Consider the following 26,384-nt stretch of genomic DNA (forward strand, 5'->3'; position numbering starts at 1 on the left):
TTGAGACGGCTTTTTGTCGAGCATTTGGTTGCGGGGACAGGATTTGAACCTGTGACCTTCGGGTTATGAGCCCGACGAGCTGCCAGACTGCTCCACCCCGCGTCTGAGAAAAGAAGTATATACCAACCGGCCGCCCGGGACAAGCCGCCGGGCAGACTGCCGACGACGGGCTGCTGGCAAGACCCAATGTACCTGACTCCGGCGCCGGGCATCCCACCGCAATGGGAAGCCTGCCTTATATAATGCCGCCGGGCCGTCGCCACGCCGTGGTTCCGCCTTCACAGGAGTCCTGCGCATGACGACCGCCATCTTTGCCACGGTGGCTTTTCTGGTGCTCGCCACATCTTTCATGTCCGGTATTTTCGGCATGGCGGGCGGCATGGTGTTGATGGGCGCCCTGTTGCTGATGCTGCCCGTGGCGTCGGCCATGGTGCTGCAAAGCGCCATGCAGCTGACGTCCAACGGGTGGCGCGCCATTTTGTGGCGCGGGCATACCGAATGGCGCATCGTCGGCAGGTTCGCGATCGGCGCCACCTTGGCCTTTTGCGCCTTTCTGGCCGTGCAGCTGGTGCCGAGCCGGGGCGTCGTGCTGTTGATCCTGGGCATCAGCCCGTTCGTCGCACTGTTCGTGCCGCCGCGCTTTGCGCCGCAAGCCGAAGCGAAGTGGGGCGCCGAGATCTGCGGGTTCGTCTGCCAGACACTGCAGTTCCTGAGCGGCGTGACCGGCCCGATCCTGGACATCTTTTTTGTGCGGTCGACCACCATGGACCGGCGCAAGGTGGTCGCGACCAAGGCCACCTGCCAGGTGCTGGGACATGGATCGCGGCTGATTTACTTCGGCGGCATCATGAACCAGCAGACCGTCACGCTGCACTGGCTGCAATGGGCGATACTGTTGGGATGCGCGGTGGGCGGCACCAGCCTGAGCCGGATCGTGCTCGAGCGCATGAGCGACCAGCAGTTCCGCAAATGGACGCGCGGCATTGTCCTGGGCGTGGCGTCGGTTTATCTTGTGCAAGGCATCGCCAGCTTTTTTGAACACCCGTTGGCCGGATACCGCGGTTGCCTTACCCGCGGCCATCGGCCAACGCTCACAGGGAACTTGCCATCCGGGCAACCGCCCGCTTGGATATGACATGACTGCTCCCCTTCGTACGGTCACCTACTTTCCCGCGCCGCGGGCCCAGCGCTTCTGCTCGCAGTGCGGCAGCGTGCTTGCGCGCCGCATTCCCGACGACGACAACCGCGTTCGCGACCTGTGCGACAACTGCGGCGCGATCCACTACCAGAACCCTCGCATGGTGCTGGGCACCGTGCCGGTCTGGGGTGATCAGATCCTGCTGTGCCGCCGCGCGATCGAACCGCGCCACGGCTACTGGACCCTTCCGGCCGGCTTCATGGAACTGGGCGAAACGACCGAAGAAGGCGCCGCGCGGGAGACCCGCGAAGAAGCAGGGGCAACCTTCACCATGGGCGCCCTGTTCAGCATGATCGACATTCCGCATGTCGACCAGGTGCATATCTTCTACCTGGCCAACCTGACGCACGATCGTTTCGATCCGGGTCCGGAAAGCCTGGAGGCCAGGCTGTTTACCGAAGCCGAGATTCCTTGGGATGACCTGGCCTTCCGGTCGATTTCGACGACGTTGCGGCTGTTCTTTGCCGATCGGGCCGCCGGCCGCTTCGGCGTGCACAGCCAGGCGCTAAGCCACGGCATGATCCCGACGCCCGAAGAACCTGCATGAGCGCATCGTGAGTCAGGCTACCCTGCGCCAACGGATGCCCGCGCTGCTCGGGCCCGATACGCCGTTTCCGCCGCTGAATCGGGCATTGGCGTCACCGGCCGGCCTCCTGGCGGTGGGCGCCGACTTGTCCGTGGCGCGGCTGCGCGATGCCTATTCGCACGGCATCTTTCCATGGTTCCTGGAAGGCGAGCCCATCCTGTGGTGGAGCCCGGATCCCCGCATGGTGCTGTTTACCGATCGCTTCGCGCCGTCGCATTCGCTGCGCAAGAAATTGCGGCAGGTGGATCGGGACGCTCGCTATGAAATCCGGGTCGACACCGCCTGCGCCGAGGTCATGCGCGCCTGTGCCGCCCCGCGCGATGGCATGCAGCCCGCCACGTGGATCTCTCCTGCCATGCAGGCGGCCTACCTGGCCTGGCACCAGGACGGCGGCGTGCATTCCATCGAAACCTGGATCGACGGGGAACTGGCCGGCGGGCTGTATGGCGTCAGCATCGGCCAGGCTTTCTTTGGCGAGTCGATGTTCACCCGCGTTCCCGATGCGTCCAAGATCGCACTGGCCTATCTGGTGCGCTTTCTGTCCCTGCATGGCGTGCGCATGATCGACTGCCAGCAGGACACCCGGCACCTGACATCGCTGGGCGGCGGCACAATTTCCCGCAGCGAATTCGAGTCCAAGCTTGTAGAATCGATAGGGATGCCGGGCGTGCCCTGGCATCCGGGCAGGATACTCGCCGATGGCCGGCTGATACCCCTGTCTTGCGCGGCGCCGGCCCAGGCCGGAAATGCCGCAGCGAATGCAGCCGCTCCCGCCGCGGCTTCCTACGGGGTTGACCAGTGACCTACCTCCGAGACCTGCCCTTCTCCGCTTTGCAGTTTTATGCGACGGCGCCGTATCCGTGCAGCTATCTCAGCGACCGCCTGGCGCGCTCGCAGGTCGCCACTCCCAGCCATCTGATCAACGCCGACGTGTATGCCGAACTGGTGCGCGTGGGGTTTCGCCGCAGCGGGGTGTTCACCTACCGCCCGCATTGCGATGGATGCCGTGCCTGTGTCCCCGTACGCATACCGGTGCACACCTTCACGCCGCGCCGCACGCAGCGCCGCACCTGGCGCAAGCACGCCGACCTGCAGGTATTCGTGGCCGAACTGGCCTATTCGGCCGAACATTACGCGCTGTACCTGCGGTATCAGTCCACCCGCCACAAAGGCGGCGGCATGGACCAGGACAGCCGCGACCAATACGCGCAGTTCCTGCTGCAAAGCCGCGTCAACACCCGCCTGGTCGAATTTCGCGACGCCAACGGCAAGCTGCTGATGGTGTCGATCATGGACGTGCTGGCCGATGGCCTGTCGTCCGTCTACACCTTTACGATCCCGACCTGCATGGCAGCCTGGGAACGTGGAATATCCTTTGGCAGATCGAGCAATGCAAGCTGCTCGATCTGCCCTATCTGTACCTGGGCTACTGGATCGCCGAAAGTCCAAAGATGGCGTACAAAACGGCCTTCCAGCCCATTCAGGTGCTGGTCAATGGCGAATGGCAGACCTACGAGCCCGACTTCGCCCCACCCCCGCCCACGCCCGCGTCACCTTCCGTGGTGACCATTCCCGTCTCGCACGTCGTCCATCCGCCTCGTGGCGGTCCGGGCGACGACGGCAACCTTTCCTGATCGAACCCTTTCCTGATGTCCTTGCTTTTCCAAGCCTATCCGCTGGTCCGTCCCGCGCTGTTCTCTCTCGAGCCTGAAACCGCGCATCGCGTCACCATGACGTCGCTGCACACGGCGCACGATCTGGGTCTGACCCGCCTGTTCGGCGGCGCGCCCCACCAGCCCCGCCAATTGATGGGCCTGACCCTGAAGAACCCGGTCGGCCTGGCCGCCGGCCTCGACAAGAACGGCGACCACATCGACGCGCTGGGCAGCCTGGGCTTCGGCTTCATGGAGATCGGCACGGTCACCCCGCGCTCGCAGCCCGGCAATCCCCTGCCCCGCATGTTCCGCCTGCCTGCCGCGCACGCGGTCATCAATCGCATGGGGTTCAACAATGACGGGCTCGACACCTTTCTGGCCAACGTGCAGCGCAGCCGCTATCGCGCGCAGGGTGGCATCCTGGGCCTGAATATCGGCAAGAATCTGACGACCCCGATCGAAAATGCGGTGGACGATTACCTGACCTGCCTGGCCGGCTGCTATGACCATGCCGACTATGTGTCGATCAACGTGTCGTCGCCCAATACCAAGAACCTGCGCGCGCTGCAGGGCGCCGACGAACTCTCTTCCTTGCTCCAGCGCGTGCATGAAGCGCGCGAACGCCTGGCCGACCAGCATGGCCGCCGGGTGCCGCTGGTCGTCAAGATCGCCCCCGATCTGGACGACGGCCAGATCGACGCCATTGCCGATCTGCTGCCGCGTTATGGCATCGATGGCGTGGTGTCCACGAACACGACCCTGGGCCGCGATGCGGTCAAGGGCCTGGAACACGCGGCCGAAGCCGGCGGCCTGTCGGGCGCGCCGGTGCGCGACCTGTCGCTGCGGGTGATCTCCCGGCTGCGGGCGCAGGCCGGCAAGGGCCTGGCCATCATTGGCGTGGGCGGCATTTTGACCGGCAGCGATGCGGCGGACAAGATCGCCGCCGGCGCCGATGCCGTCCAGATCTACACCGGCCTGATCTATCGCGGCCCGGCGCTGGTGCGCGAGAGCGCCAACGCGATCGCGCTGCTTTCGGCCGACCACTGACCACCCGCAATCCGAGGGACATCATGCAGACCACCCGGCTTGGCACTACCGACATCACCGTTTCGCGCATCTGTCTGGGCACCATGACCTTTGGCCAGCAGAACACCGAGGCCGACGCCCACGCGCAACTGGACTACGCCGTGGCCCAAGGCGTGAACTTCATCGACACGGCCGAGATGTATCCGGTGCGCCCCAGTGCCGAGACCTACACGCTGACCGAGCAGTACATCGGCCGGTGGATCGCACGGCAGCCGCGCGACAGTGTGGTGCTGGCCAGCAAGGTGGCGGGTCCGTCGCGCGGCATGCCCTGGGTGCGCAATGGCAAGCTCGACGCCGACAATATCCGTCAGGCCATCGACGCCAGCCTGAAACGCCTCCAGACCGATTACCTGGACCTCTATCAGATCCATTGGCCCGCCCGCAACGTGCCGAACTTCGGCCAGACGTCTTTCAACCCCGACAATGAACGAGAAGCCGAAAGCATCGAAACGCAATTGCGGGTGATGGACGAACTCGTGCGGGCGGGCAAGATTCGGCACTTTGGCGTCTCGAACGAAAGTGCCTATGGCGTGATGGAGTTCCTGCATCTGGCCGACAAGCATGGTCTGCCCGTGGTCGCCACCATTCAGAACCCCTACAGCCTCGTCAATCGCAGCTTTGAAGAAGCCCTGGACGAGGTGTGCTTTCGCACCGGCGTCGGCCTGCTGGCCTACAGCCCCCTGGGGTTCGGCCAGCTGACCGGCAAGTACATCGATGACGACAACGCGCACGGCCGCCTGAACGTGTTCGGCAAGGACTGGAGCCCGCGCTACCTGCGCGAGAAAACCCTGGCCGCCACGCGCCGCTACATCGACATCGCGCGCCGCCATGGGCTGACGCCCACGCAACTGGCGCTGGGATGGTGCTATTCACGGTGGTTCGTGAACAGCACCATCATTGGCGCAACCACGCTGGCCCAATTGAAGGAAAACATCGACGCGCAGAACGTGGTGCTGAGCGATGACATCATTGCCGAGGTCAACGCCGTCCACGAACAGATCCGGAATCCGGCGCAGTAGGCTGGCGGTTCCGGCCGCAAGCCGGGCGTTCGGATGGCGCCTGGCTGGCTTGTCCTTCGCGCGGCTGGCCACGGCGCCGCGCCACCCGAAGCCTTATCCTGTTTCACGATATGGGATAGAATTTGCGATTATTCGTGCAAAGACTTAGAGACACATGGCTGGACACTCTCCTATGACATCGGAAGGTCCTGCCGCGCCCGCGGCGGAGACCCGACCTCCGATCACCATCCAGGTCCTGGAGCGCACCATGCTGCTGCTGGATGCCCTGGCCGATCAGCCTGATCCGGTCAGCCTGAAGGAACTGGCGCTGACCACGGGCCTGCATCCTTCCACCGCCCACCGTATCCTGAACGATCTGGTGGCTGGCCGTTATGTCGACCGCGTGGACAGCGGCATGTACTGTCTGGGCATGCGGCTGCTGGAACTGGGCCACCTGGTCAAGGGCCGCCTGAACATCCGTGACGCCGCCCTGGCGCCCATGCGCACCCTGCACCGCCTGACTGGCCAGACAGTCAACCTGTCGGTCCGGCAGGGCGACGAAATCGTCTACATCGACCGCGCCTACAGCGAACGATCCGGCATGCAGGTGGTGCGTGCCATTGGCGGCCGCGCGCCGCTGCACCTCACGTCGACCGGCAAGCTGTTCCTGTCGGCGGACGACACTCGGTCCATCCAGGCCTATGCGTCCCGTACCGGGCTGGTCGCGCATACCGACAACAGCGTCAAAGACCTGGGCATGCTTGAAGAAGAACTGGGACAGGTCCGCGACCACGGCTACGCGCGCGACAACGAAGAACTGGAGCTGGGCGTGCGCTGCATCGCCGCGGGCATCCACGACGACTCGGGCAAGCTGATTGCGGGCCTGTCGATCTCGGCCCCTGCCGATCGCCTGCAGGACGCGTGGATCGACGCCTTGGTGGAAACGGCCAACCGGATTTCGGACGCGCTGGGCTACGAGCCGTCCACGCACGGCTGATCCTGCTTCCCGCCCCAATGGCAAAAAGCCCCGCCGGTGTGATGCCGCGGGGCTTTTTGCTGGTCGATCGGATCGTGACGATCAGAGCGTGTTGTGCGCCACTTCGCGCTGCAGCCACTGACGCACACGGACGGCGTCGGCGGTGCGGGTGAAGGAGCCTGCGGAATCCAGCAGCACGATGGCCAGCTGACGGCCTTCGATGTTGGCCAGCATGACCAGGCAACGGCCTGCTTCGTTGATGAAGCCGGTCTTGGAAACGGTAATACCCCAGTCGGGTTTGCTGACCAGCTGGTTGGTGTTGCGGAAGGTTTGCGTGCGGCCGCGCACGTCGACCGAATAGCTGGTGCTGGTGGTGTATTCGTGGATCAGCGGACGCAGCGCGGCGGTCTGCATCAGGCGGACCAGGTCACGCGCGCTGGACACATTGCTGCTGGACAGGCCCGTGGGTTCGACATAACGCGTGTCATGCATGCCCAGCAGGCTGGCCTTGGCGTTCATGGCCTGCACGAACGCAGGCAGACCGCCCGGATAGTTGCGGCCCAGGGCGCTGGCAGCGCGGTTTTCGGAGGACATCAGCGCCAGGTGGAGCATGTCGGTACGCGACAGGCGCGTGCCGATGGCCAGGCGCGAGCCGGTGTTCTTGTACGTGTCGATGTCTTCGGTCGTGATCTCGAGCATTTCTTCAAGGTCGAGATTGGCATCGACAACCACCAGCGCCGTCATCAGCTTGGTAATCGAAGCGATCGGCACGATGGCGGCGTCGTTCTTGGCGAACAGGACGTCGGAGGAGTTCAGGTCTTGAACGAAGGCGGTGCTGGAACGCAGCGACAGCTGGCCGCTGGAAACCGATTCATCATGGTCCAGCGAGGACATCGGGCCGAAGGATGCGCGGCGAACCGAAGCCACCACCGCCGCCTGACTGGCGCCCTTGGCGGACGCCACGGCGCGGGACGACTTCTTGACCACAACGGCCGTCTTGCTGGCCGCCTTGGGCGCGGTTTTCTTGGCGACGACCTTGGCCTTGCTGGACGCAGGCGCTGCGGTGGCCTTGGCCTTGGACTTCTTTGCCGTTGCCTGGGAAGACGACGTGGCAGCGGTGGACACGGCCGGCAAGCCGGCCGCAATACTCGACGCGCAAAGCAATGCGATTGCGAAAGCCCGATTCAAACTGCGCGCCATGTGTCCTCCGGTAACGATTCTGTCCAGGCGACGCAGCTTATCAGATTTCGAACCGGAATTGTCTGTGAAATGAACGACTTACAACGCTATTTTTATAACTTGCTTGATCCGGCGCGCGCCCAAAAAATGGCGGAACCGGTCAAAACCGGTCCGCCATCCTTCAAACCTCAATCAAATCAACAGGATCAGTCGGCGTAGACGCCGGCTTTCTTGATGATCGCGCCCCACTTGGCCGTCTCGCTCTTGACGTGCTTGTCGAGCGCCGCCGGGCTGGCCTGGTCGGCCAGAACGATCGCGCCGAGTTCGGTCATGCGGTTCTTGAAGGCCGGGTCGGCCAGGCCTGCCTTGAGCGCGGCCTGGACCTTGTCGACGACGGGTTGCGGCGTGCCCTTGGGCGCCCACAGGCCGTGCCAGATACCCACTTCAAATCCCTTCAGACCGGATTCATCCATGGTCGGCAGATCAGGCAGGCTGGGCACGCGGGCCTTGCTGGTCACGGCGTAGGCCTTGACCTTGTTGGCCTTGATCTGGCCCGTGGTGTTGGTCGTCTGGTCGCACATGAAGTCCACCTGCTTGCCCAGGATGTCGTTCATGGCAGGCGCCGTGCCCTTGTACGGGATGGTCTGGAGATCCACGCCAACCGTGCTGGTGAAGATCAGGCCGCACAGGTGCGAGGCCGAGCCGATACCGGCGTTGGCCATCGACAGCTTGGCGTTATTGGCCTTCACGTAGGCCAGGAACTCGGCAAAGTTGTTGGCAGGGAAATTGTCGCGCGCGATCATCGTCATCGGCACGTCGACCGTCAGGCCGACCGGCGCGAAGTCGTTCGCGGCGTCGTAGCTCAGCTTGCGATACAGCGCCGGCGCCGTCGAGAAACCAATGTGCATCAACAACAGGGTGTAGCCGTCGTTCTGGGCCTTGGCGACGCGCGCCGTGCCGATCGTGCCGCCCGCGCCGGCGACGTTTTCGACCACAATGGTCTGGCCCAGGGTCTTGCGCATGGATTCGGCCAGCGAACGCGCCACGACGTCGGTCGGACCGCCTGCGGCAAATGGCACGATCATCGTGACCGGCTTGGACGGATAGTTCTGGGCCATTGCCAGTCCTGGCGCCAATGCCGCCACACCCGCCGCCATGACCGAAGCAACCGCTACGGACATCATCTTTCTACGCAATGTCATCCCACTTCTCCGCTTATCGAATTTATTGACTGGAGCACGTAGTGCCTACAGCCTTGCGTGGGAGTTTACGGGAAGCGGGCGCGGTTGACGGCGAGCTGAACCCTATCGTTTCCCCTGAGCCCACGCCACCCCGACGGCCGACACCACCAGCCCTAGGATCATCACGAGGGTCAATGCCTCTCGAAACAGCAGCCAGGCCATGACCGCCGTCACGCCAGGAGTCAGATACATCAGGCTGGCGACACGTGTGGCGGCGCCGCGACGAATCAGCAAAAAGAGCAGCGACACGCTGCCGATGGACAGCGCCAGCACCGACCAGGCCAGCGCGCCGATGAATTGTGGCGTCCACATGACGTCGCGGGTTTCGAACAGGAAGGCAAACGGCAGGGTCACGACCAGGGCCGCGCCGAACTGAAGCGCACTGCCCACCCGCAGGTCGATCGCCGGGCAGAAGCGGCGCTGGTAGAGGGTGCCGGCCGTAATCGACAGCAGTCCCAGGATCGCCCATGACAGGCTGGCCGGCGTCAGTTCGTTGCCCAACCGGTTGCCGACCACCATCCCGACGCCGACCAGGCCCAACGCCAGGCCGGCCCACTGACGAACATTGGGGCGATCGCCCAGCCACTGCCCCAACACCGCGGTCAGCACCGGCTGCATGCCGACGATCAACGCGGCCAGCCCCGCGCCCATGCCAAGCTTGATGGCGGCCCACACACCGCCCAGGTAGCCTGCCTGCAGCAGGATGCCGGCCACCGCCATGTGCAACCCCTGGCGACGCGACGGCCACGCGCCGCGCGCCAGCAGCGCCAGCGGCGCCATGACGATCAGCACGCCGATGAAGCGCAGGGCCAGGAACGTGGCGGGTTCGGCATAAGGCAGGCCGAATCGCGCCACGACGAAGCCGGTGCTCCAGGTCAGCACAAAAAAGGGAGAAACCAGGCGGGACAGCAGCGTATCGGCCACGGCGGACCTCAGGCGAGAGGAAGCCGGAAGTGTAACGGGGCGCGCGGCGGGCTGCTCGGCCAGGCTGAACAGCAGCTGAACAGGGCGAGTTCTCGCGTCGCAACATAAAATCCGTGTGCTGTGAAAAATTTTTTTGCACTTCGGATTTTCTTTCCGGGCCAGGTCTTCCCAGGGACAGCGCGCCGACCGGGCGTCGCCAACCTTGTAGCTATTGCCGGGAGCGTTGAAAGCTGCCCTTGACATGGTGGATCGCATCCCTAAAATAGGCATTGTGCATTGCAACATCACAGGTCTTGACCAGGGTGAAGCAGGCAACGCGGTCACCGAGAGCGTGACCATCAATAGGTAGATCGGGGATTTTCGGGACGACCGGATGCTCTCATGACCGATCTCTGAAATCCACGACCGACTCAGGAGTCAACATGTCCGCAACCCCAGAACGCGCCCTCGCCAACCAGAAAGCCCTTTTCGACGCTTTCCTGGTCGCCAACAACACCGCCTTTGCCGGCTTCGAAAAGCTGGTTGACCTGCACGTGAAGGTTGCCAAGGCAACGCTCGACGAACTGTCGATCAAGGCACAGGAAGCGTTCGAACTGAAGGATGGCCAGGAAGCCATGGCCTTCACCGCCTCGCTGGCCCAGCCGAACGCCGAAAAGGCCCTGGCCTACAGCAAGCATGTCTATGACATCATGGCTGGCGTGCAAAGCGAATTCGCCAAGCTGAGCGAAGCTCAGGTGGCCGCCCAGCAACAACAGATGATCGACGTCGTCGACCAGATGTCCAAGTCGGCCCCGGCCGGTTCGGAAAGCGCCATCGCCATGATCAAGTCGTCGCTGGCGACCGCCACGTCGGCCTACGATTCGGTCAGCAAGGCCGCCAAACAGGCCGCCGAAGTCGCCGAGTCGAACATGACTGCCGCGACCAACGCCACGTTCAAGGCTGCCAGCGATACCGCTGCCCGCACGTCGCGTGTCCGCAAGGCCGCTACCGCCGCAGCGTAATTGCCACGGCAGGGTCCGTGCACCGTGGATGGTTGACACCGGTGCACCGACCCATCAAAAAATCCCGCTTCGGCGGGATTTTTTCGTTTGCGTGGGGATTGTTGATGCAACGATCAAGCCGCCCCGAACGTCCCGCCCAGCCGTTTGGCTTCGTCCTTCAGGAACGTCAGCGCCACGGCGGCCTGTTCGGGCTCGCCCTTCACGCCCAGCTCGATGTGGTTGCGCCCGGCGCCGCCCATGCTGGGCAGGCTGAACGCTTTGATGGCGGGCCAGCGCGTTTCCAGCGCTTCCATGACGGGCGTGATGGTGGATTCCGCCAGGTCGTACACCAGGAACGAATGTTCGACGTGCGGCACCTTGTGGTGCAGGTCTGCGTAGCGGTTGTCCAGCGTCCACTCGATCATCGGCCAGGCCATGACCGGAAAGCCCGGCACGAAAGTATGGTCGTGAATGAAGAAGCCTGGAATCTTGTTGTACGGGTTTGGCACAATCTCGGCGCCTTGGGGAAATTCGCCCATGCGCAGCCGCTGACGGTTTTCCGGCGTCGTCATGTCGGCGCTGCCCTTGCCCTGCGCGGCCGACTCGGCCATCCGCTGGCCGATCAGGTCGGCAGCTTCGGGATGCAGCACGGTCTCGACCCCCAAGGCAGCGGCGACTGCCTGTCGCGTGTGGTCGTCGGGGGTGGCGCCAATGCCACCGCACGAAAAGACGATATCGTCGCTCGCCAGACTGCGGCGATAGGCGTCGATCAGCTTCTCGCGATCGTCGCCGATGAACTGCGCCCATGACAGCTGCAGCCCGCGGGCACTCAAAAGTTCGACGACCTTGGCGAAGTGCCGGTCCTGGCGACGACCCGACAGGATTTCGTCACCGATGATGAAGAGCCCGATCTGACGCTGAACAGGCGTGGATGTGTGTGTCATGGTTGTGTTTCGCTGCGCAGACGACGCAGCGCCTCGAGGCCAAAGTGCGAAAACATGAGTGCCGACAGGACCGGCAGCAGGAACCACGCGGGCGGGAGCAGGTTGATCAGCGCGCAAATCGTGCCGAGCGCCCAGAACCCCTTGTTATGTCGCGCCTGCAGAATCTTACGCTCTTGCGGCGATGCATGATCGGCCAGCGCATCGAGCCGCAGCATGCGGGTAAAAGCAAAGGCCCACCAGAAGATCGGCAGCACCACGGCCAGCGGCGGCAACAGCCACAGCGGCAGCGTGAAGAACCAGCCCAGCACGAACACCACCGTCACCCACAGGGCGTTCCAGACGCCGGCCACGAGCGCATTGCCGCCCTCGCGGCGCACGTCCGGGTAGTCGCGCTCGCTCAGGTGGCGCAGCACCAGCGGCATGATGAATACCGCCGCCGTCACCAGGCCCAGGATGCCTGACAGCGGAAGCAGGATCAGCGTAGCCGCGACCGGTATCAGCCACAGCTTGAGCGACGCGATCCCCAGGGCCATCAACGCGGTGTCCATCTGGTTCACGACCGACCATTGGAACAGCGTGATCTGCAGCCATTCGCTGAGCGGCGTCCAGAACAGCCAGATCAGCACGATCGCGCCGATCAACGCCACCGCGAACGGCAGCAGCAAGGCCATCAACATGGGGCCGCGAAATTGGGAGACCACGGCACGGCCAAGGGCGCGCCCGACGCCGTCGAAGCCGGCCGACCTTGTGACCACGGGCAACGCGTTGGGGGAGTGCTCATAGGGCGACGATCCGTACGGGTCAAGGGAACGCCAGTATGCCGCACTGCACAGGCATAATAGGTGCAGAAACGTAGCCTTCCGTTACCTTGCCGATGCCTGCTTCCGCGCCTGTTTACCTGCCCGATACCGATGCCGATCTGATTGCCGACGCCCTGGCTGGCGAAGCGTCTCTGCTCGTTGCGTGCCTGTGCGCGGAATGGTGCGGAACCTGCCGGGAATACCTGCCGCGGTTTACGGATCTGGCGGCGTCGCTGCCGCACCATGTGTTCGTGTGGGTGGATGTCGAGACCCATCCCGAGTTGCTGGATGACGAGGACATCGAAGATTTCCCGACGCTGTTGATCCAGGACGCGACCCGCACACGGTTCTACGGGCCCATGCTGCCGCACATCGGCCATCTTGAGCGGATGATCCAGGCGATCGTGGCGGACCCAGAAGGTGGGGACGTAGCTTTGGCTGCGCCAAAGCTACGTGAGCATTTAAGCCCCCCTAGGCGAAGGTGTTGCCCCCCTAGGCGCTTTGCGCCTCCCCCAGGGGCGGCACTGGCGGACTGGCGGGTGTTGCCCCCCTAGGCGCAGCGCGCCTCCCCAGGGGCGGCACCAGGAGACTGGCGGAGCCAGATCCCCGGTGCCCTGGATAGGGCGCCGAGGCTTGTTGGAGACGGCCTTTGAAGCCAGAGCAGCTGTGCTCTCGCCCTGGGTGCGCTGCACTTCGCAACTATCGCTGGATCGCTTCCCAGGCCTTCTGCAGGCGTTTGACCGAGACGGGCATGGGGGTGCGTAGTTCCTGGGCGAACAGGGCCACGCGCAGTTCTTCGATCATCCAGCGGAACTCGTCCAGGCGCGCGTCGTCGACGCCTTTGCGCGCGGCCTTGGCGCGTTGGTAGGGGGTCAGCAGTTGGCCCAGCTCGCTTAGCAGCTTTGCATCGCGGGCCGGGTCGGCGCGCAGTTTGTCGACGCGCGCCTGCGCGGCCTTCATGTAGCGCGGGTAGTGCACCAGTTGCGCGTACGGCGTTTCGCGCACGAACCACTTGGGCATCAGCGCGCGCATCTGCTGTTCGATATCGGCATGCGACGCCGCGTGCCCGCGGGCTTGCGGCAGCTTGCGCAGGACGGCCGCCCATTCGGTCAGGATCGTCGACACCAGCCGCGCGATTTCCTGCGCAAGCAGGCCCAGCCGGCCCTTGCCTTCGTTGCGGCGAGCCGTGAAGGACGCAGCATCGACCGGCCACGGGTCGCCCAGGCAGGCCTGCGCCAGCGCCGTGTCGATGATCTGGTCGCGCAGTTCTTCCTGGGTGCCGAGCGGCAGGTACAGCATGCTCATTTGCGTGAGCCCGTTCAGGTTCTTTTCCAGGAACTTGACCTGTTCTTTCAGCTGCAGCCGGAACAGGCGCAGCAAACCCGCGCGGTGATGGCGCAGCGCTTCGGCCGGATCGTCGAAGACATCCAGGTCGCACGATGTGCCCTTGTCCACCAATGCCGGATAGCCGATCACTGACAGGCCGCCGCGCTTGATCTCCAGCAGTTCCGGCAAGGGGCCGAAGGTCCAGTCGGTCAGGCCTTCGTGAGCCAGGGCCTGCGCCACCTGTTTGTCGCGCGACGCCACCTGCTGGAAGGTGGCCTGCGCCTCGCGTCCCAGTTCGCCTTTCAGCTGCGCCAGGTTCCGGCTCATGGACAGCATGCGGCCGTTCTCGTCCAGCACGCGGAAATTCATGAACAAGTGGGCCGGCAGGGTTTCCAGCTTGAAGTCCGGCGGCGCGAGCTGGATCGTTTTCTGCTCGCGCACGTCGGCAATCAGGGTCTCGATCAGGCCGCGGTCCGGCTTGACGGCGACATCGAACCAGCGGTCGAAGAAGCCTGCCGCGTATTCGGGCAAGGGCACGCAATGGCGGCGCAGTTTCTGCGGCAGGGATTTCAGGAGCAGATGCACCTTTTCCTTCACCATGCCCGGCACCAGCCATTCGCACCGGGTCGCGTCCAATTGATTGAGCGCGAACAGCGGCACCGACAGGGTCACGCCATCGCGCGGCGACCCAGGCTCGAAGTGATAGTCGAGCGCCATGTCGATGCCATGCAGAGACAGCATCTTGGGAAACACGTCCGTTGTAACGCCCGCGGCTTCATGGCGCATCAGCTCGTCGCGCGACAGGAACAGCAGACGGGACTTGTCCCGCTCGGGCGTCGCGGTCTGGTCGCGATACCATTTTTCGAGCGTCGCCAACTGATGCACATCGGCCGGAATCTGCCGGTCATAAAACGCGTAGATCAGTTCGTCGTCGACCAGGATGTCGGGACGGCGCGACTTATGCTCCAGCTTTTCGATTTCGGCGAACAGTTTGCGGTTGTGCGCAATGAAGGGCAGCCTGGTGTCGATGTCGCCGGTGACCAGCGCCTGACGAATGAACAGTTCGCGCGCATGCGACGGATTGATGCGCCCATAGTTCACACGGCGGCCGGAGTAAATGGTCAGGCCATACAGCGTCGCCCGTTCGTTTGCGACGACCTGGCCTTCTTTCTTTTCCCACCGCGGATCGGACCAATTCTTGTGCAGCAGGTGCTTGCCGGCCCGTTCGATCCATACCGGGTCGATCTTGGCAATGGTGCGCGCAAACAGGCGAGACGTCTCGACCAGTTCGCCTGCGACCACCCAGCGGCCTGCCTTGCGCGCCAGCCGCGAACCTGGATGGATGTAGAAGCGGATGCCGCGCGCGCCCAGGTATTGCGCGTCTTCTTCGGCCTTGTAGCCCAGGTTGCCCAGCAGTCCGGCCAGCAAGGCCTGATGGACCTGTTCCAGCGTGGCGGGGGCCTCGTTCAGGCGCCAGCCCTGCTCGCCGACCACCGACGCCAACTGCGCATGGATGTCATGCCATTCGCGCATGCGCACCGGCGACAGGAAACTTTGACGCAAGGTGTCCACCAGCTTGCGCTGCGACTGCTTGTGCGCGACGGCCTCGTTGTACCAATGCCATAACTTCAGGAAGGCCATGAACTCGGAACGTTCGTCGGCAAACTTGGCATGCGCCTGGTCGGCGGCTTCCTGCGCCTCTTGCGGCCGATCGCGCGGATCCTGCACCGACAGGGCCGACGCGATGATCAGCATCTCGGCCAGGCAGGCGTTGTCCCGCGCGGCCAGGATCATACGGCCGATGCGCGGGTCCACCGGCAGGCGCGCCAGTTCGCGGCCTACCGGCGTCAGCGTGTTGCTGTCATCAATGGCGCCCAGTTCCTGCAGCAGGTGATAGCCGTCGGCAATCGCCCGGCCCGGCGGCGCTTCAACGAATGGAAAGTCCTCGATGTCATCGAGCTTGAGCGCCTTCATCCGCAGAATGACGCTGGCCAGCGAGGCGCGCAGGATTTCGGGGTCCGTGAACGGCGCCCGCAGGGCAAAGTCGTCCTCTTCATACAGCCGGATACAGACGCCCGGACCAAGACGGCCGCATCGGCCGGCCCGCTGATTGGCGGAGGCCTGACTGACCGGCTCGATATGCAGTTGTTCGACCTTGTTGCGCCACGAATAGCGCTTCATGCGCACCAGGCCCGTGTCCACCACGAAGCGGATGCCCGGCACTGTCAGCGACGTTTCGGCTACGTTGGTCGCGAGCACCACGCGCCGGCCGCTGCCCTTCGGATGGAACACCTTTTCCTGGTCGGCCTGCGACAGGCGCGCGAACAGTTGCAGCACTTCGGTGCCGGGGGATGGTGCTTGCGCAGCGCCTCGGCCGCTTCGCGGATTTCACGTTCGCCCGGCAGAAAGACCAGGACGTCGCCCGGGCCGTGACGCGCGCACTCATCCACGGCATCGACGATTGCGTCGATCATGTCCTTTTCTTCGTCGCGCGACAGGTTTTCCTTCTCGCGTTTCTCCTTGCGGGGCGCGGTGTCGGGATTGCCGGCGGCGTTCGGGTCCTGCCCACGCGGCGTGTCGATGCCGCGATAGCGAACCTCGACTGGATACAGGCGGCCCGACACTTCGATCACCGGCGCGCGGTCGTGCCCTGGCGACGCAAAGTGGGTTGCGAAGCGGTCCGCATCGATCGTGGCCGACGTGATGATCAGCTTGAGGTCCGGGCGGCGCGGCAGCAACTGCTTCAGGTAGCCGAGCAGGAAGTCGATGTTCAGGCTGCGTTCATGCGCCTCATCGATAATGATCGTGTCGTAGGCCCGCAGCCAGGGATCGCGTTGCGACTCCGCCAGCAAGATGCCGTCCGTCATCAGTTTGATGGACGCACCGGCTTCCGTGCGGTCGTTGAAGCGCACCTGATAGCCCACCACCTGCCCGAGCGGGGTGTTCAGTTCCTGCGCGATACGGCGGGCGACCGACGTCGCCGCCAGCCGGCGCGGCTGGGTGTGGCCGATCATGCCGGCGCTGCCCCGGCCCAGCTCCAGGCAGATCTTGGGCAGCTGGGTGGTCTTGCCCGACCCCGTCTCGCCCGACACGATGATGACCTGATGCGCCGCCAGCGCCTTCGCGATGTCTTCACGGCGGGCGCTGACCGGCAGCTCTTCGGGATAGGTGATCGTCGGGACGGGATTGCGGGTGCGCGGTGCGCGCGGGGCGTTACGATCGCCGCGGTCGCGGCGGGCTTCACGCGGCGCGTTCGGGTCGCGTGGCGGGCGGGCTTCACGCGGCGCGTTCGGGTCGCGCGGCGGGCGGGCTTCGCGCGGCGCGTTCGGGTCGCGCGCAGACCGGAGCTGGCCCTCGGGCCGGCCGGCCCGTGCCGGGCGCCCGGGGCGCTCCGCGCCGGGCGAGACGACGCCGCCTGCGGCTGCCGTGCCTGCCGTGGCGGAAGCATTGCCCGCTGTGGTGGCGGGCGCCGTGCGCGCTGTGCCGGCCGCGCCCCGATTGCGTGAAGATGTGTCCTGCTTGCCTGAGTGTTCTGCCATAACCGCTACTTTTGATAACCCCCCATTATAAATTCCCCGGGCGCCCCGTCTCACCGACATGCCGGTGCCCCGCATCATATAATTCCGCGATGACCGCCCCTGCCCTGACTCCGCCCCTGATTCCCGCCGACCCCGACGTGCACGCCCAGTTCGTGCAATGGTTCCGAGAGGTCGCGCCCTATGTGCACGCCTTTCGCGGCAAGACCTTCGTGGTGGCGTTCGGCGGGGAACTGGTCCAGGCCGGCGCGCTCAGCGTACTGATCCAGGACCTGTCGCTGCTCAGCGCCCTGGGCGTCCGCCTGGTGCTGGTGCACGGCTCGCGTCCCCAGGTCAACGAACAGCTGCGGCTCAAGGGCATCGACTTCCAGTTCGACCGGGGCTTGCACATCACCGACGCCGCGGCGCTCGAATGCGCCAAGGAAGCCGCCGGCGAAATCCGTCTCGACATCGAAGCGGCGTTCAGCCAGGGCCTGCCCAACACCCCCATGTCGCACGCGCACATCCGTGTCGTGTCGGGCAACTTCATTACCGCGCGGCCGGTCGGCGTGATCGACGGCATCGACTATCGCCATACCGGCCTGGTTCGCAAGGTCGACGCCGAAGCCCTGCAATTCGTCATCAATCACGGGTCCATCGCCCTGCTGTCGCCGCTGGGCTTTTCGCCCACCGGCGAAGCCTTCAACCTGGCGATGGAAGAACTGGCCACCAGCGTCGCCGTCGCCCTGCGCGCCGAAAAGCTGATCTTCCTGACCGACGCGCCGTCCATCCTGGATCCCGAAGGCAATGTCGACACCGAACTGGCGCGCGACGATGCCGATGCCCTTGTCGCCAAAGGCGATATCGATGCCGGCACCACCGTCGTGCTGCGCCATGCGTCGCGTGCGGTCAAACTCGGCGTCGCGCGCGCGCACCTGATCCCGTTCGACATGGACGGCGGGGTGCTGCTCGAAATCTTTACCCATGACGGTGTGGGCACCATGGTGGTCGAAGACCTGCTCGACGACCTGCGCCCCGCCACCATCGACGACGTCGGCGCCATCGTGCAGCTGATCGAACCGCTGGAAACCGACGGCACCCTGGTTCGCCGGGGCCGCGGCAGCATCGAACGCGACGTCGAAAAGTTCTCGGTCGCCGAGCACGACGGCGTGATCTTCGGCTGTGTGGCGCTGTACCCCTACCCGGCCGAAAAGATGGCCGAGATGGCCTGCCTGACCGTCAACTCGCAATGGCAAGGCACCGGCGAAGGCGACAAGCTGCTGCGCCACGTCGAATCCCGCGCCCGCGCGGTGGGCATTACCCGGCTGTTCGTCCTTACCACTCGTACCGCGCACTGGTTCATCAAGCGCGGCTTCGTTCCTGCAAGTGTGTCCGATCTGCCAAAAGACAAGCAGTCGCACTACGATCGCAACCGTAACAGCCAGGTATTCATCAAACGGCTGAGTTGAACCGGCCCCGGCCGGTGGTCTTGCGCTTGCCTCGCGCCAGCCGGTGCGGCTTGACGAAATCGCAGGTCTGGCGCACCGCGCCGAACAGTGCCCGGGCCACGCCGCTGGTTTCGTCGGGCCGATGCACCAGGTAGTAGTCGAGCCAGGGCACCTTGCGCGTCGTGCGCAACTGGCACAGATCGCCGCGATCCCGTAGCGGCGAAAAGTGCGCGACGGGCAGAAAGCCGATGCCCAGGCCCGCGACGACCATATCGGCAATGGCCGCCAGGCTGTTGCTGGCCAGCGTGCGATGGATCGACAGGCCGTTGCTATGCGACCAGGCATCGAAGATCGGCGTCAGCCCCGAGCCCGCGCTTTGCACCAGGACGGGATGGGTCGCCAGCAAGGCAGGCGTAAGCAACGCACGTTCCCCCACCAGTTCGGGTGCGGCCATCCACGCGAATTCCACTTTGCTGAGCGGCTCGCTGACCAGGCTGCGGTCGGGCGACCGCATGGGCATGACCGCAAAGTCGATGGCGCCTGCAAGCAGTTTTTCGTGCAGGCCCATCGACACGTCCACGTCGGGTTCGAGCACGACCCCCGGATGCTGCTGGCGCAGCGACGCGACCAGTTCGGGCAGCCAGGTCATGGCAACCAGCTCGGTAATGCCGAACCGGCAGTCCCCCACCAGTTCCGCCTGCGCGCCATCCATTTCCCGGATCTCGGTCTGCAACGCCAGCATGCGGCGCGCCTTGTCCAGCAGGCTGCGCCCTTGCGCGGTGACCTGTGGCCGGTAACCGTCACGGTCGAACAGCCGCATGCCCAGCACGCTTTCCAGTTCGGCCACGCGTTTGGACAAGGCCGATTGCGTCATGTGCAGCTTGATCGCCGCAGCGGAAAAGTTGCCCAGCACGGCCGACCAGTAGAAGGCTTCAAGTTGCCTGAGCGTCATGAAAGTCTTCCTTTTTTCTTAGTGTAGTCCGACTTTTAATCGCTTTTTTTATTGGCGCGGGCTGACCTATAGTGGCCGGCATTCTTATAAACCTTGCATGGAGACACCGTGTCCAACGGCTTTCGCGTCCTCCCCCGCGTCCCTGGCGACCCTGCCCTGGTTGAACTCTTTCGGGACCTGCCCGTCGCCAACATCAGCGACAGCCTGCATCGCATGTCGGGCGCCGTGGGCCTTGAGCCGCGGCACCGCGGCGGCTACCTGCTTGGCACGGCGCTGACGGTCAAGGTCCGCCCTGGCGACAACCTGATGATCCACCGCGCGCTGCAGTTGGGTCAGCCTGGCGACGTGCTGGTGGTCGATGGCGGCGGCGTGATCGAGCGCGCGCTGATCGGCGAGATCATGAAGCGCGTCGCGCAGGCCCGAGGCTTTGCGGGAATCATCATCGACGGCGCCATCCGCGACGCGCAGGCTTTTGCCGATGACGACTTCCCCTGCTATGCGCGCGGCATCACCCATCGCGGCCCCTACAAGGATGGCCCGGGTGAAATCAATGTGCCGGTCAGCATTGGCGGTGCGGTGGCGCATCCCGGCGACATCGTCGCGGGCGATCGTGACGGCATCGTGTTCATTTCGCCGGCCGATGCGCGCGAGGTGGCCGCGGCCACCCGCAAGAAGGGCAGCGACGAGGTCGCGACCATGGCCAGCATTGCCGACGGCACGTATGACGATGCCTGGGTGCAGGAATTCCTGGCGGCCAAAGGGCTGCGCTGATCTGCCCCACGAACAATAATTGACGGAGACCCCATGACATTGCGTTGCGCCCCCTGCTTTCCCCGACCCTGCGGCTGAACCTGACACGCGCCGCCCTGGCGCTGGCCCTGCCACTGGCAGCCGCGCTGCCTTCCGTGTCGCATGCCCAGACCTACCCGAACCAGCCGATCCGCCTGGTCGTGCCATGGCCCCCGGGCGGCGCGACCGACGCCATCGCCCGCTTCATTGCGCAGCCCTTGTCGCAGCGCCTGGGCCAGACCGTTGTCGTCGACAACAAACCGGGCGCGGGCGGGAACATCGGCACCGAACAATTCGTCCGCTCACGCAACGATGGCTACACGTTGCTGATGGCAACCAGTTCGACCAATGCGGCCAACCCGAGCCTGTACTCGCGCCTGGGCTTCGATCCGGTTGCGGACTTTGCGCCTATCGTTTACGTGGCAACCGTGCCCAATATCCTGGAAGTGCCGGAAGTTTCGCCGCACAAGACGGCCAAGGACCTGATCGCCTACGCCAAAAAGCACCCGGGCGAATTGACCTATGCGTCGGGCGGCGTGGGTTCGTCGCAGCATCTGGCCGGTTCCATGCTCAAGAACGCAGCCAAGATCGACATCCTTCACGTGCCCTACAAAGGCAGCGCCCCGGCCGTGGCCGACCTGATGGGCGGACAGACATCGATGATGCTGGACACTGGTTCACTCGGACAGGTGCGTGCCGGCAAGCTCAGGGCGCTGGCGGTCGCGTCCAAGACGCGCCTGCCCATGCTGCCCGACGTTCCCACCTTCGACGAAATCGGCGTTCCGGGCATGATTGCCGGCGCCTGGTATGGCTTCATGGCGCCGGCGGGCACCCCCGCGCCGATCATTGAGCGGCTCAACACCGAAATCAATGCGATCCTGAAGACGCCCGACACCCGCAAGCAGTTGCTGGAACTGGGCGCCGAAATCGGCGGTGGCACGGCGCAGGAATTCGGTGCGTTCTCGAAGGCCGAGATCAAGCGCTACGCCGACATCGTGAAGCAGTCGGGCGCCAAGCTGGAATGACAGGTCGGCCGCAAGCCGGCCGGTGCGCTTGCGGCGACCGGTGGCCTGCCCGGTAACTCGACGTCGCCGCCGACCTCACCCTTGCCACGCCGTCCCGGGGCTCAGACCCCGGGCCGCAGTGTCTTGGCAATGTCCTGGATGGCCGTTCGAAACCAGATGTGCCCGGGATCGCGGTGACTCAGTTCGTGCCAGTACATGCTGATGTCCGGGTTGGCCAGTTTGAGGGGTGGCCTGACGATGCGGATGGCCAGCGAACTGGCGGCTTCATTGGCAATGCGCAGGGGCAGGGTTGCGATCATGTCGGTGGCGGCCACCACGGCCGGCACGATCAGGATGTTGGGCACACGCATGGTGCTGGGCAGGTGATGGTGCCCGGTCGCCAATGCCTGATTCACCGACCCTTCCATGGACCGGTACGACACCGTGTCAGCGCCCCAGAGCACATGGGGGTACTTCAGGAATTGCTTGATCGTCATGCGCGCGCGAATTTCCGGATGCGTCGCGCTGACGATGCAACATGCGCGCTGCGGATAGACCAGGGTTTTGCGCAGGTCGGGCGGCGCATGAAGGATGTTGCTGATGGTCACGTCGCATTCCTGATCGCGCAACGCTTCGACCGTGTGACGCATGTCGGCCGGCTGCACCAGCAACCGCACGCCCGGCGCGTGCTTGCGCAGGAAGGCGGCAATGGGCGGCGTGAATAGCAGCGCCAGGCCCTCGGTCGCCAGGATGCGGAACTGGCGCGTGGACGTGGCGGGGTCGAAGTCCTGGCTGCGCAGGCGATTCGGTTCAAGCAACTCAAGCGCCTGATGCGCGCGTTTGGCCAGCTCCAGCGCCTTGGGCGTGGGCACCATTCCCTTTGCCGTGCGCACCAGCAAGGGATCATCGAACAGGATGCGCAATCGGGCCAGCGCGGCGCTCATGGTGGACTGCCCCACCCCCATGCGTTCCGCCGCGCGGCTGACATGGCGTTCCTGCACCAGAGCTTCGAACTGCGCCAGCAACTGCAGGTTGATGGGGGTGACTGCGGACGATCGAACCATGGCCACGCTCCAGACAAGGAATCGCGTTATCGATTGGCGTCGATATTACTATTGACGCGGCCCTATCGATTCGGGAGCCCGCGCTTGCTTAAATCCGGTCCATGGCCCCTCGGGGCCCCAATTACCGGAAAGCTGCCGTGGCCCGTATCCCCTACGTCGATGAAACGACCCATCCCGAACTGGCGCCCGCCATCGGGCGGATCCGCGCCGAACGCCGCGGCAAACTGATTCCTGTGTACGGACTGCTGCTGCACAGCCCGGCGATCGCCGAAGAATGGCTGGCCTTCATCAATGCGGTGCGCTGGAAGACGCAACTGGGCGCCCGCTTGCGCGAAATCGTGATCCTGCGGGTCGCCGTGCTCAATCATGCCGGCTATGTGGTCGACGTGCACCGCCAGCACTTTACCGGCCAGGATGGACTGGACGACGCCGCCTGCGACGCGCTGCTTGCCGACACGGTCGTCAGCGACGCATTCAGCCCGACCGAACTCGCCGTCATTGCCTATGTCGATGCGCTGACGCGCGAGGCGCAGGTGCCCGACGCCGTGTTTGCCCGGCTGCGTCCCAAGTTCGAAGTGCGCCAGATCGTTGAACTGTCGGTCCTGATCGGCGCCTACAACATGCACACGCGCGTGCTCAATGCCCTGCAGATCGATCCGGAATGACCCGGCGTCCAACCCTAGCTGAACTGGAATGACCTTGACCTCACGCCCGCATCTCGTTGTCGAGCAGGACGTCTTCACCCGCGTGATCGATGTGGTTCTCAACGATCAGTGCACGGCGGATCGCCGCGCCGCCTTTGCCGATTTCTTTGCGCACGACGTGCCGGATTTCGAGGGTTGGCGGCAGGCCTTGCGGGATCGCGTCCCCCGCGTCGCGCCATCACGCGTCACGTTTGTCGAGACGGCCGAAGAACTGCATCGGGCCTTGCCGGACGCCGACGCGGTCGTGGTGGAATCGCTGGCTATCGGCGCCGACGAACTGGCGCTGGCGCCCCGTTTGCGCGCGGTGCAGAAGTTCGGCTTCATTACCCGCAACATCGACCTGCAGGCCTGCGAAGCGCGTGGCGTACCCGTCCTGACGCTGCGCCGCCGCGCCAATGTGGCCTGCGCGGAACAGGCCTTGATGATGATGCTGGCCCTGGCCAAGCGCCTGCCGGAAGTCAACGGCAAGACCAGCGTGGCGCTGCTGAAGGCCGCGGGTTTTGCCCCCGCGCCCTTCGATCGGCGGCACACGCCCAGTTCGAATTGGGCGCGCATTCCGGATATCGCCATGCTGCAGGGCGCAACGTTGGGCATCATCGGGTTTGGCGAGATCGGCCGCGAAGTCGCGCTGCGCGCGCACGCCTTCGGCATGAAGATCGTCTACACGCAGCGCACGCAACTGGACGCGGACACCGAGCGGACCTGGCACGCGGAGTACCGTGACATGGACACGCTGCTCGGCATGTCGGACTGGTTGCTGGCGCAACTGCCTGCGACGCCGTCCACCGAAAACCTGCTGGATGCCGCGGCGTTCAAGAAGATGAAGCGCGGCGTGCGCCTGGTCAACGTGTCGCGCGCGCAGGTAATGTCGCGCGACGCCGTCCTGGACGCTCTGCGCGATGGCACACTGGGCGGCATGGGCCTGGACACCCTGTGGACGGAACCTGGCGACGATGACGACGAACTGCTGCAATATCCGCAGGTGGTGCTGACGCCGCATCTGGCGGGCAGCCCGCGGTTGAACGCGACCGGCGATTTCGAAGAACTGATTACCGGACTGGACCAGGCGCTGCGGTCCTGAGCGGCGGCACGCGGCGTCTGACTGCAGCGTCTGCATGCGGCGTCACGATCCGAGGCGGGGTGCCTTTGGCCACGACGACACCGACAACGACAACGACAACACAGCCGCGGTCGATCGCGGCAGGGAGATTTTCATGCACGCCTTGACTGCCCACCTTCCCCGGCTTGCCTGCGCGGGCCTGATCGGCCTCGTGCCGGCCCTGGCGCCGCACGCGTCCTTCGCCCAGGACGCCTATCCCAATCGTTCCATCCGGCTGATCGTGCCCTTCCAGGCCGGCAGCGCAACCGATGCGGCCGCGCGGGTGGTCGGGCAGAAAATGTCGGCCAGCCTGGGCCAGACGGTCATCATCGACAACCGTGTGGGCGCCAGCGGATTCATTGGCGCCGAAGCCGTGGTGCGCGCGGCGCCCGATGGCTACACGATCCTGTTGGGCACCGTCAGCACCCAGGCCATCGGCCCCAGCCTGAACAGCAATCTGTCATTCGATCCGGAAAAGGACCTGACGCCGATCGGACTGATCGGCTCGTCGCCCTATGTGCTGGTGACCGCGTCCAAGATGCCCTACGCGGACCTGCCCGCTTTCATCGCCCAGGCCAAGGCCCAGCCCGGCAAATTGACGTACGCATCGGCCGGCAGCACCAGCATGGCGAATCTGTCCGCGCAATTGCTGTCGACGCTCGCCAAGATCCAGTTGACGCATGTGCCTTACAAAAGCTCGGCGCAGTCGGTCACGGACACGCTGAACGGCACCATCGACATTCAGTTCGGATCGGTCATGCCGGTGCTGCCGCACGTAAAAACCGGCGCGCTGAAGGCGTTGGCGGTCACGGGTGCGCAGCGCATGCCGCTGTTGCCCGACGTACCGACCGTGGCCGAAACGGGCCTGAAGGGCTATGAAACCGGGCTGTGGATGGGATTGTTCGCACCCAGGAACACGCCCGCCCCGGCGCTCGATCGGCTGTCGGCGTCGCTGACGGCCGCACTGGCGGATCCGGAAGTCGACAAGGCCCTGCTCGGTCAGGGCATCCAGGCCATGCGCGTCAACCGCGGCGAACTGGCGGGCTTCGTGCGTAGCGAAACAGAAAAATGGAGCAAGGTGGTCAAGGCGGCCGGGATCACGGCCGAATGATCGACCGCAAGCGCCGGCCTGCACCGAAGCGCGGCAGCGATCAATCCGGCGCCGTGTCCGTGACCAGGCCGGCCCGCACTTCGCGCACCCGTTCGTCCACGTAATACCCGCCGTATTCGGTGTAGCGCAGGAACAGGCGGCTGCAGGTCAGGCAGCGCCACACATCGCACCGGTTGTACGGGAACCAGCCGGGGGCGATGGGGGCGTCGGCCGACCAGCCGTGGGTGCCGTCAGGGTGGTATTCCCCGACCGTGGGTGTGTCGTCCTGGGATGGCCGCAAGGTCGCTACCGGTTCCAGCCGGTTCTGGTCGAAGTACACCGGCAGCGATTCCCAGCCCGGGCAGACCAGGGTCTGACAGGAAGGGCAAGGTGGCGTGGCGTGCGCGGCCTGCCGAAGCTCGGCGGCGGTCCAGCGTGGAAGAGATGCAGAGTCCATGCGGCATTGTAGGCGGTCGACTTCGCTACAATCGACAGATCGCAACCCTCTATTGCAGGTGCCACATGGCTCGAATGATTCAATGCGTCAAACTCAAGCGCGAAGCCGAAGGGCTGGACTACGCCCCCTACCCTGGTGAACTGGGCGCGCGCATCTACCAGAACGTGTCCAAGGAAGCGTGGGCCGACTGGGTCCAGAACCAGACGCGCTTGGTCAACGAAAACCGCCTGAACCTGGCCGACAGCCGCGCCCGCAAGTACCTGGCGCAGCAGATGGAAAAGTTTTTGTTCGAAGACGGCACGGTCGACGTGCAAGGGTACGTGCCCCCGACGGCCTGACCGCGGTTGACACGGCTGGCAGGGCAGGCCA

General features: G+C 64.8%; 22 protein-coding genes, 1 tRNA gene and 3 pseudogenes. 16 read left to right on the forward strand and 10 right to left on the reverse strand.

From position 1 onward, the window contains the following. Positions 1–25: 25 nt before the first annotated feature. A tRNA-Met gene (locus ACNANG_RS03015) sits at positions 26–102 on the reverse strand. Positions 103–295: 193 nt separating this feature from the next. Between ACNANG_RS03015 and ACNANG_RS03020 the strand changes: the two genes are divergently transcribed. The 7 genes and pseudogenes from ACNANG_RS03020 (at position 296) to ACNANG_RS03050 (ending at position 6,520) form a co-directional block, all read left to right on the forward strand. Further along, entirely contained in the window at positions 296–1,135 is an 840-nt protein-coding gene (locus tag ACNANG_RS03020; RefSeq protein ID WP_420225938.1) for a sulfite exporter TauE/SafE family protein, read from the forward strand. A gap of 1 nt (position 1,136) precedes the next feature. Beyond that, positions 1,137–1,745, forward strand: coding sequence for an NUDIX hydrolase (locus ACNANG_RS03025; RefSeq protein WP_420225939.1), 609 nt, complete (start codon positions 1,137–1,139; stop codon positions 1,743–1,745). Positions 1,746–1,779: 34 nt separating this feature from the next. Further along, on the forward strand, positions 1,780–2,586 hold the full coding sequence (aat, locus tag ACNANG_RS03030; RefSeq protein ID WP_420227432.1) for a leucyl/phenylalanyl-tRNA--protein transferase: 807 nt from the start codon (positions 1,780–1,782) through the stop codon (positions 2,584–2,586). Beyond that, positions 2,583–3,418, forward strand: a pseudogene (locus tag ACNANG_RS03035) (arginyltransferase). The gene aat and the pseudogene ACNANG_RS03035 overlap by 4 nt, the downstream one beginning before the upstream one ends. 15 nt (positions 3,419–3,433) lie before the next feature. Next, positions 3,434–4,486 carry a quinone-dependent dihydroorotate dehydrogenase gene (locus tag ACNANG_RS03040; protein WP_420225940.1) on the forward strand — a complete coding sequence of 351 codons (1,053 nt, stop codon included), beginning with the start codon at positions 3,434–3,436 and terminating at the stop codon, positions 4,484–4,486. 23 nt (positions 4,487–4,509) lie between these two features. Then, complete coding sequence (locus ACNANG_RS03045) at positions 4,510–5,544, forward strand: NADP(H)-dependent aldo-keto reductase (protein ID WP_420225941.1); 1,035 nt, start codon at positions 4,510–4,512, stop codon at positions 5,542–5,544. 172 nt (positions 5,545–5,716) lie between these two features. Further along, complete coding sequence (locus tag ACNANG_RS03050; RefSeq protein WP_420225942.1) at positions 5,717–6,520, forward strand: IclR family transcriptional regulator; 804 nt, start codon at positions 5,717–5,719, stop codon at positions 6,518–6,520. A gap of 81 nt (positions 6,521–6,601) precedes the next feature. Here ACNANG_RS03050 and pbpG read toward each other — a convergent pair whose 3' ends face one another. The 3 genes from pbpG to ACNANG_RS03065 all read right to left on the reverse strand — a co-directional run bounded on the left by pbpG (position 6,602) and on the right by ACNANG_RS03065 (position 9,843). Continuing rightward, positions 6,602–7,699, reverse strand: a complete 1,098-nt coding sequence (gene pbpG, locus ACNANG_RS03055) for a D-alanyl-D-alanine endopeptidase (protein WP_420225943.1) — start codon at positions 7,697–7,699, stop codon at positions 6,602–6,604. A 185-nt stretch (positions 7,700–7,884) separates the two neighbouring features. Further along, positions 7,885–8,880, reverse strand: a complete 996-nt coding sequence (locus ACNANG_RS03060) for a tripartite tricarboxylate transporter substrate binding protein BugD (RefSeq protein ID WP_420225944.1) — start codon at positions 8,878–8,880, stop codon at positions 7,885–7,887. A 102-nt stretch (positions 8,881–8,982) separates the two neighbouring features. Further along, the gene (locus ACNANG_RS03065; protein ID WP_420225945.1) at positions 8,983–9,843 is read right to left on the reverse strand and encodes a DMT family transporter; all 861 of its coding nucleotides are present in this window, start codon (positions 9,841–9,843) and stop codon (positions 8,983–8,985) included. A 422-nt stretch (positions 9,844–10,265) separates the two neighbouring features. Between ACNANG_RS03065 and ACNANG_RS03070 the strand changes: the two genes are divergently transcribed. Further along, on the forward strand, positions 10,266–10,844 hold the full coding sequence (locus ACNANG_RS03070) for a phasin family protein (RefSeq protein WP_420225946.1): 579 nt from the start codon (positions 10,266–10,268) through the stop codon (positions 10,842–10,844). Positions 10,845–10,957: 113 nt separating this feature from the next. Here the strand turns inward: ACNANG_RS03070 and ACNANG_RS03075 are convergent, their stop codons facing one another. After that, positions 10,958–11,767, reverse strand: coding sequence for a competence/damage-inducible protein A (locus tag ACNANG_RS03075; RefSeq protein ID WP_420225947.1), 810 nt, complete (start codon positions 11,765–11,767; stop codon positions 10,958–10,960). Further along, entirely contained in the window at positions 11,764–12,528 is a 765-nt protein-coding gene (locus ACNANG_RS03080) for an EI24 domain-containing protein (RefSeq protein ID WP_420225948.1), read from the reverse strand. The genes ACNANG_RS03075 and ACNANG_RS03080 overlap by 4 nt, the downstream gene beginning before the upstream one ends. 113 nt (positions 12,529–12,641) lie before the next feature. On the opposite strand from ACNANG_RS03080, the pseudogene ACNANG_RS03085 reads away from it, so the two are divergent. Beyond that, a pseudogene (locus ACNANG_RS03085) lies at positions 12,642–13,031 on the forward strand (thioredoxin family protein); the annotation flags it as partial. A 235-nt stretch (positions 13,032–13,266) separates the two neighbouring features. On the opposite strand, the pseudogene hrpA reads toward ACNANG_RS03085, so the two are convergent. Continuing rightward, a pseudogene (gene hrpA, locus ACNANG_RS03090) lies at positions 13,267–17,432 on the reverse strand (ATP-dependent RNA helicase HrpA). Positions 17,433–17,521: 89 nt separating this feature from the next. Between hrpA and argA the strand changes: the two are divergent. Beyond that, a complete protein-coding gene (gene argA / locus ACNANG_RS03095; RefSeq protein ID WP_420225949.1) occupies positions 17,522–18,877 on the forward strand; it encodes an amino-acid N-acetyltransferase in 1,356 nt (451 codons plus the stop codon). On the opposite strand, the gene ACNANG_RS03100 is transcribed toward argA, so the two are convergent. Then, positions 18,861–19,808: a LysR family transcriptional regulator gene (locus ACNANG_RS03100; RefSeq protein WP_420225950.1), complete on the reverse strand. Its 948-nt coding sequence runs from the start codon at positions 19,806–19,808 to the stop codon at positions 18,861–18,863. The genes argA and ACNANG_RS03100 overlap by 17 nt on opposite strands. A gap of 108 nt (positions 19,809–19,916) precedes the next feature. Here ACNANG_RS03100 and ACNANG_RS03105 point away from each other — a divergent pair, with 108 nt between their 5' ends. Together ACNANG_RS03105 and ACNANG_RS03110 are read left to right on the forward strand one after the other, a co-directional pair. Beyond that, positions 19,917–20,579, forward strand: a complete 663-nt coding sequence (locus tag ACNANG_RS03105; protein ID WP_420225951.1) for an RraA family protein — start codon at positions 19,917–19,919, stop codon at positions 20,577–20,579. Between the two features lie 44 nt (positions 20,580–20,623). After that, a complete protein-coding gene (locus tag ACNANG_RS03110; protein WP_420225952.1) occupies positions 20,624–21,622 on the forward strand; it encodes a Bug family tripartite tricarboxylate transporter substrate binding protein in 999 nt (332 codons plus the stop codon). Between the two features lie 101 nt (positions 21,623–21,723). Here the strand turns inward: ACNANG_RS03110 and ACNANG_RS03115 are convergent, their stop codons facing one another. Continuing rightward, positions 21,724–22,665 (reverse strand): LysR family transcriptional regulator, encoded by a 942-nt coding sequence (locus ACNANG_RS03115; protein ID WP_420225953.1) that lies wholly within the window; start codon positions 22,663–22,665, stop codon positions 21,724–21,726. 137 nt (positions 22,666–22,802) lie between these two features. On the opposite strand from ACNANG_RS03115, the gene ACNANG_RS03120 reads away from it, so the two are divergent. Genes ACNANG_RS03120 through ACNANG_RS03130 form a run of 3 tightly spaced genes read left to right on the forward strand, consistent with a single transcriptional unit; the run spans position 22,803 to position 25,579 of the window. Next, positions 22,803–23,330 (forward strand): carboxymuconolactone decarboxylase family protein, encoded by a 528-nt coding sequence (locus tag ACNANG_RS03120; RefSeq protein WP_420225954.1) that lies wholly within the window; start codon positions 22,803–22,805, stop codon positions 23,328–23,330. A 34-nt stretch (positions 23,331–23,364) separates the two neighbouring features. Continuing rightward, positions 23,365–24,450 (forward strand): NAD(P)-dependent oxidoreductase, encoded by a 1,086-nt coding sequence (locus ACNANG_RS03125; RefSeq protein WP_420225955.1) that lies wholly within the window; start codon positions 23,365–23,367, stop codon positions 24,448–24,450. A 34-nt stretch (positions 24,451–24,484) separates the two neighbouring features. Beyond that, entirely contained in the window at positions 24,485–25,579 is a 1,095-nt protein-coding gene (locus ACNANG_RS03130) for a Bug family tripartite tricarboxylate transporter substrate binding protein (RefSeq protein WP_420225956.1), read from the forward strand. Between the two features lie 40 nt (positions 25,580–25,619). On the opposite strand, the gene ACNANG_RS03135 is transcribed toward ACNANG_RS03130, so the two are convergent. Then, entirely contained in the window at positions 25,620–26,015 is a 396-nt protein-coding gene (locus ACNANG_RS03135) for a hypothetical protein (RefSeq protein ID WP_420225957.1), read from the reverse strand. 65 nt (positions 26,016–26,080) lie between these two features. Between ACNANG_RS03135 and ACNANG_RS03140 the strand changes: the two genes are divergently transcribed. Beyond that, positions 26,081–26,353 carry an oxidative damage protection protein gene (locus tag ACNANG_RS03140; RefSeq protein WP_420225958.1) on the forward strand — a complete coding sequence of 91 codons (273 nt, stop codon included), beginning with the start codon at positions 26,081–26,083 and terminating at the stop codon, positions 26,351–26,353. The last annotated feature ends 31 nt before the right edge of the window (positions 26,354–26,384 follow it).

Source organism: Pigmentiphaga litoralis (assembly GCF_048632615.1).
Classification (GTDB): Bacteria; Pseudomonadota; Gammaproteobacteria; order Burkholderiales; family Burkholderiaceae_B; genus Pigmentiphaga; species Pigmentiphaga litoralis_B.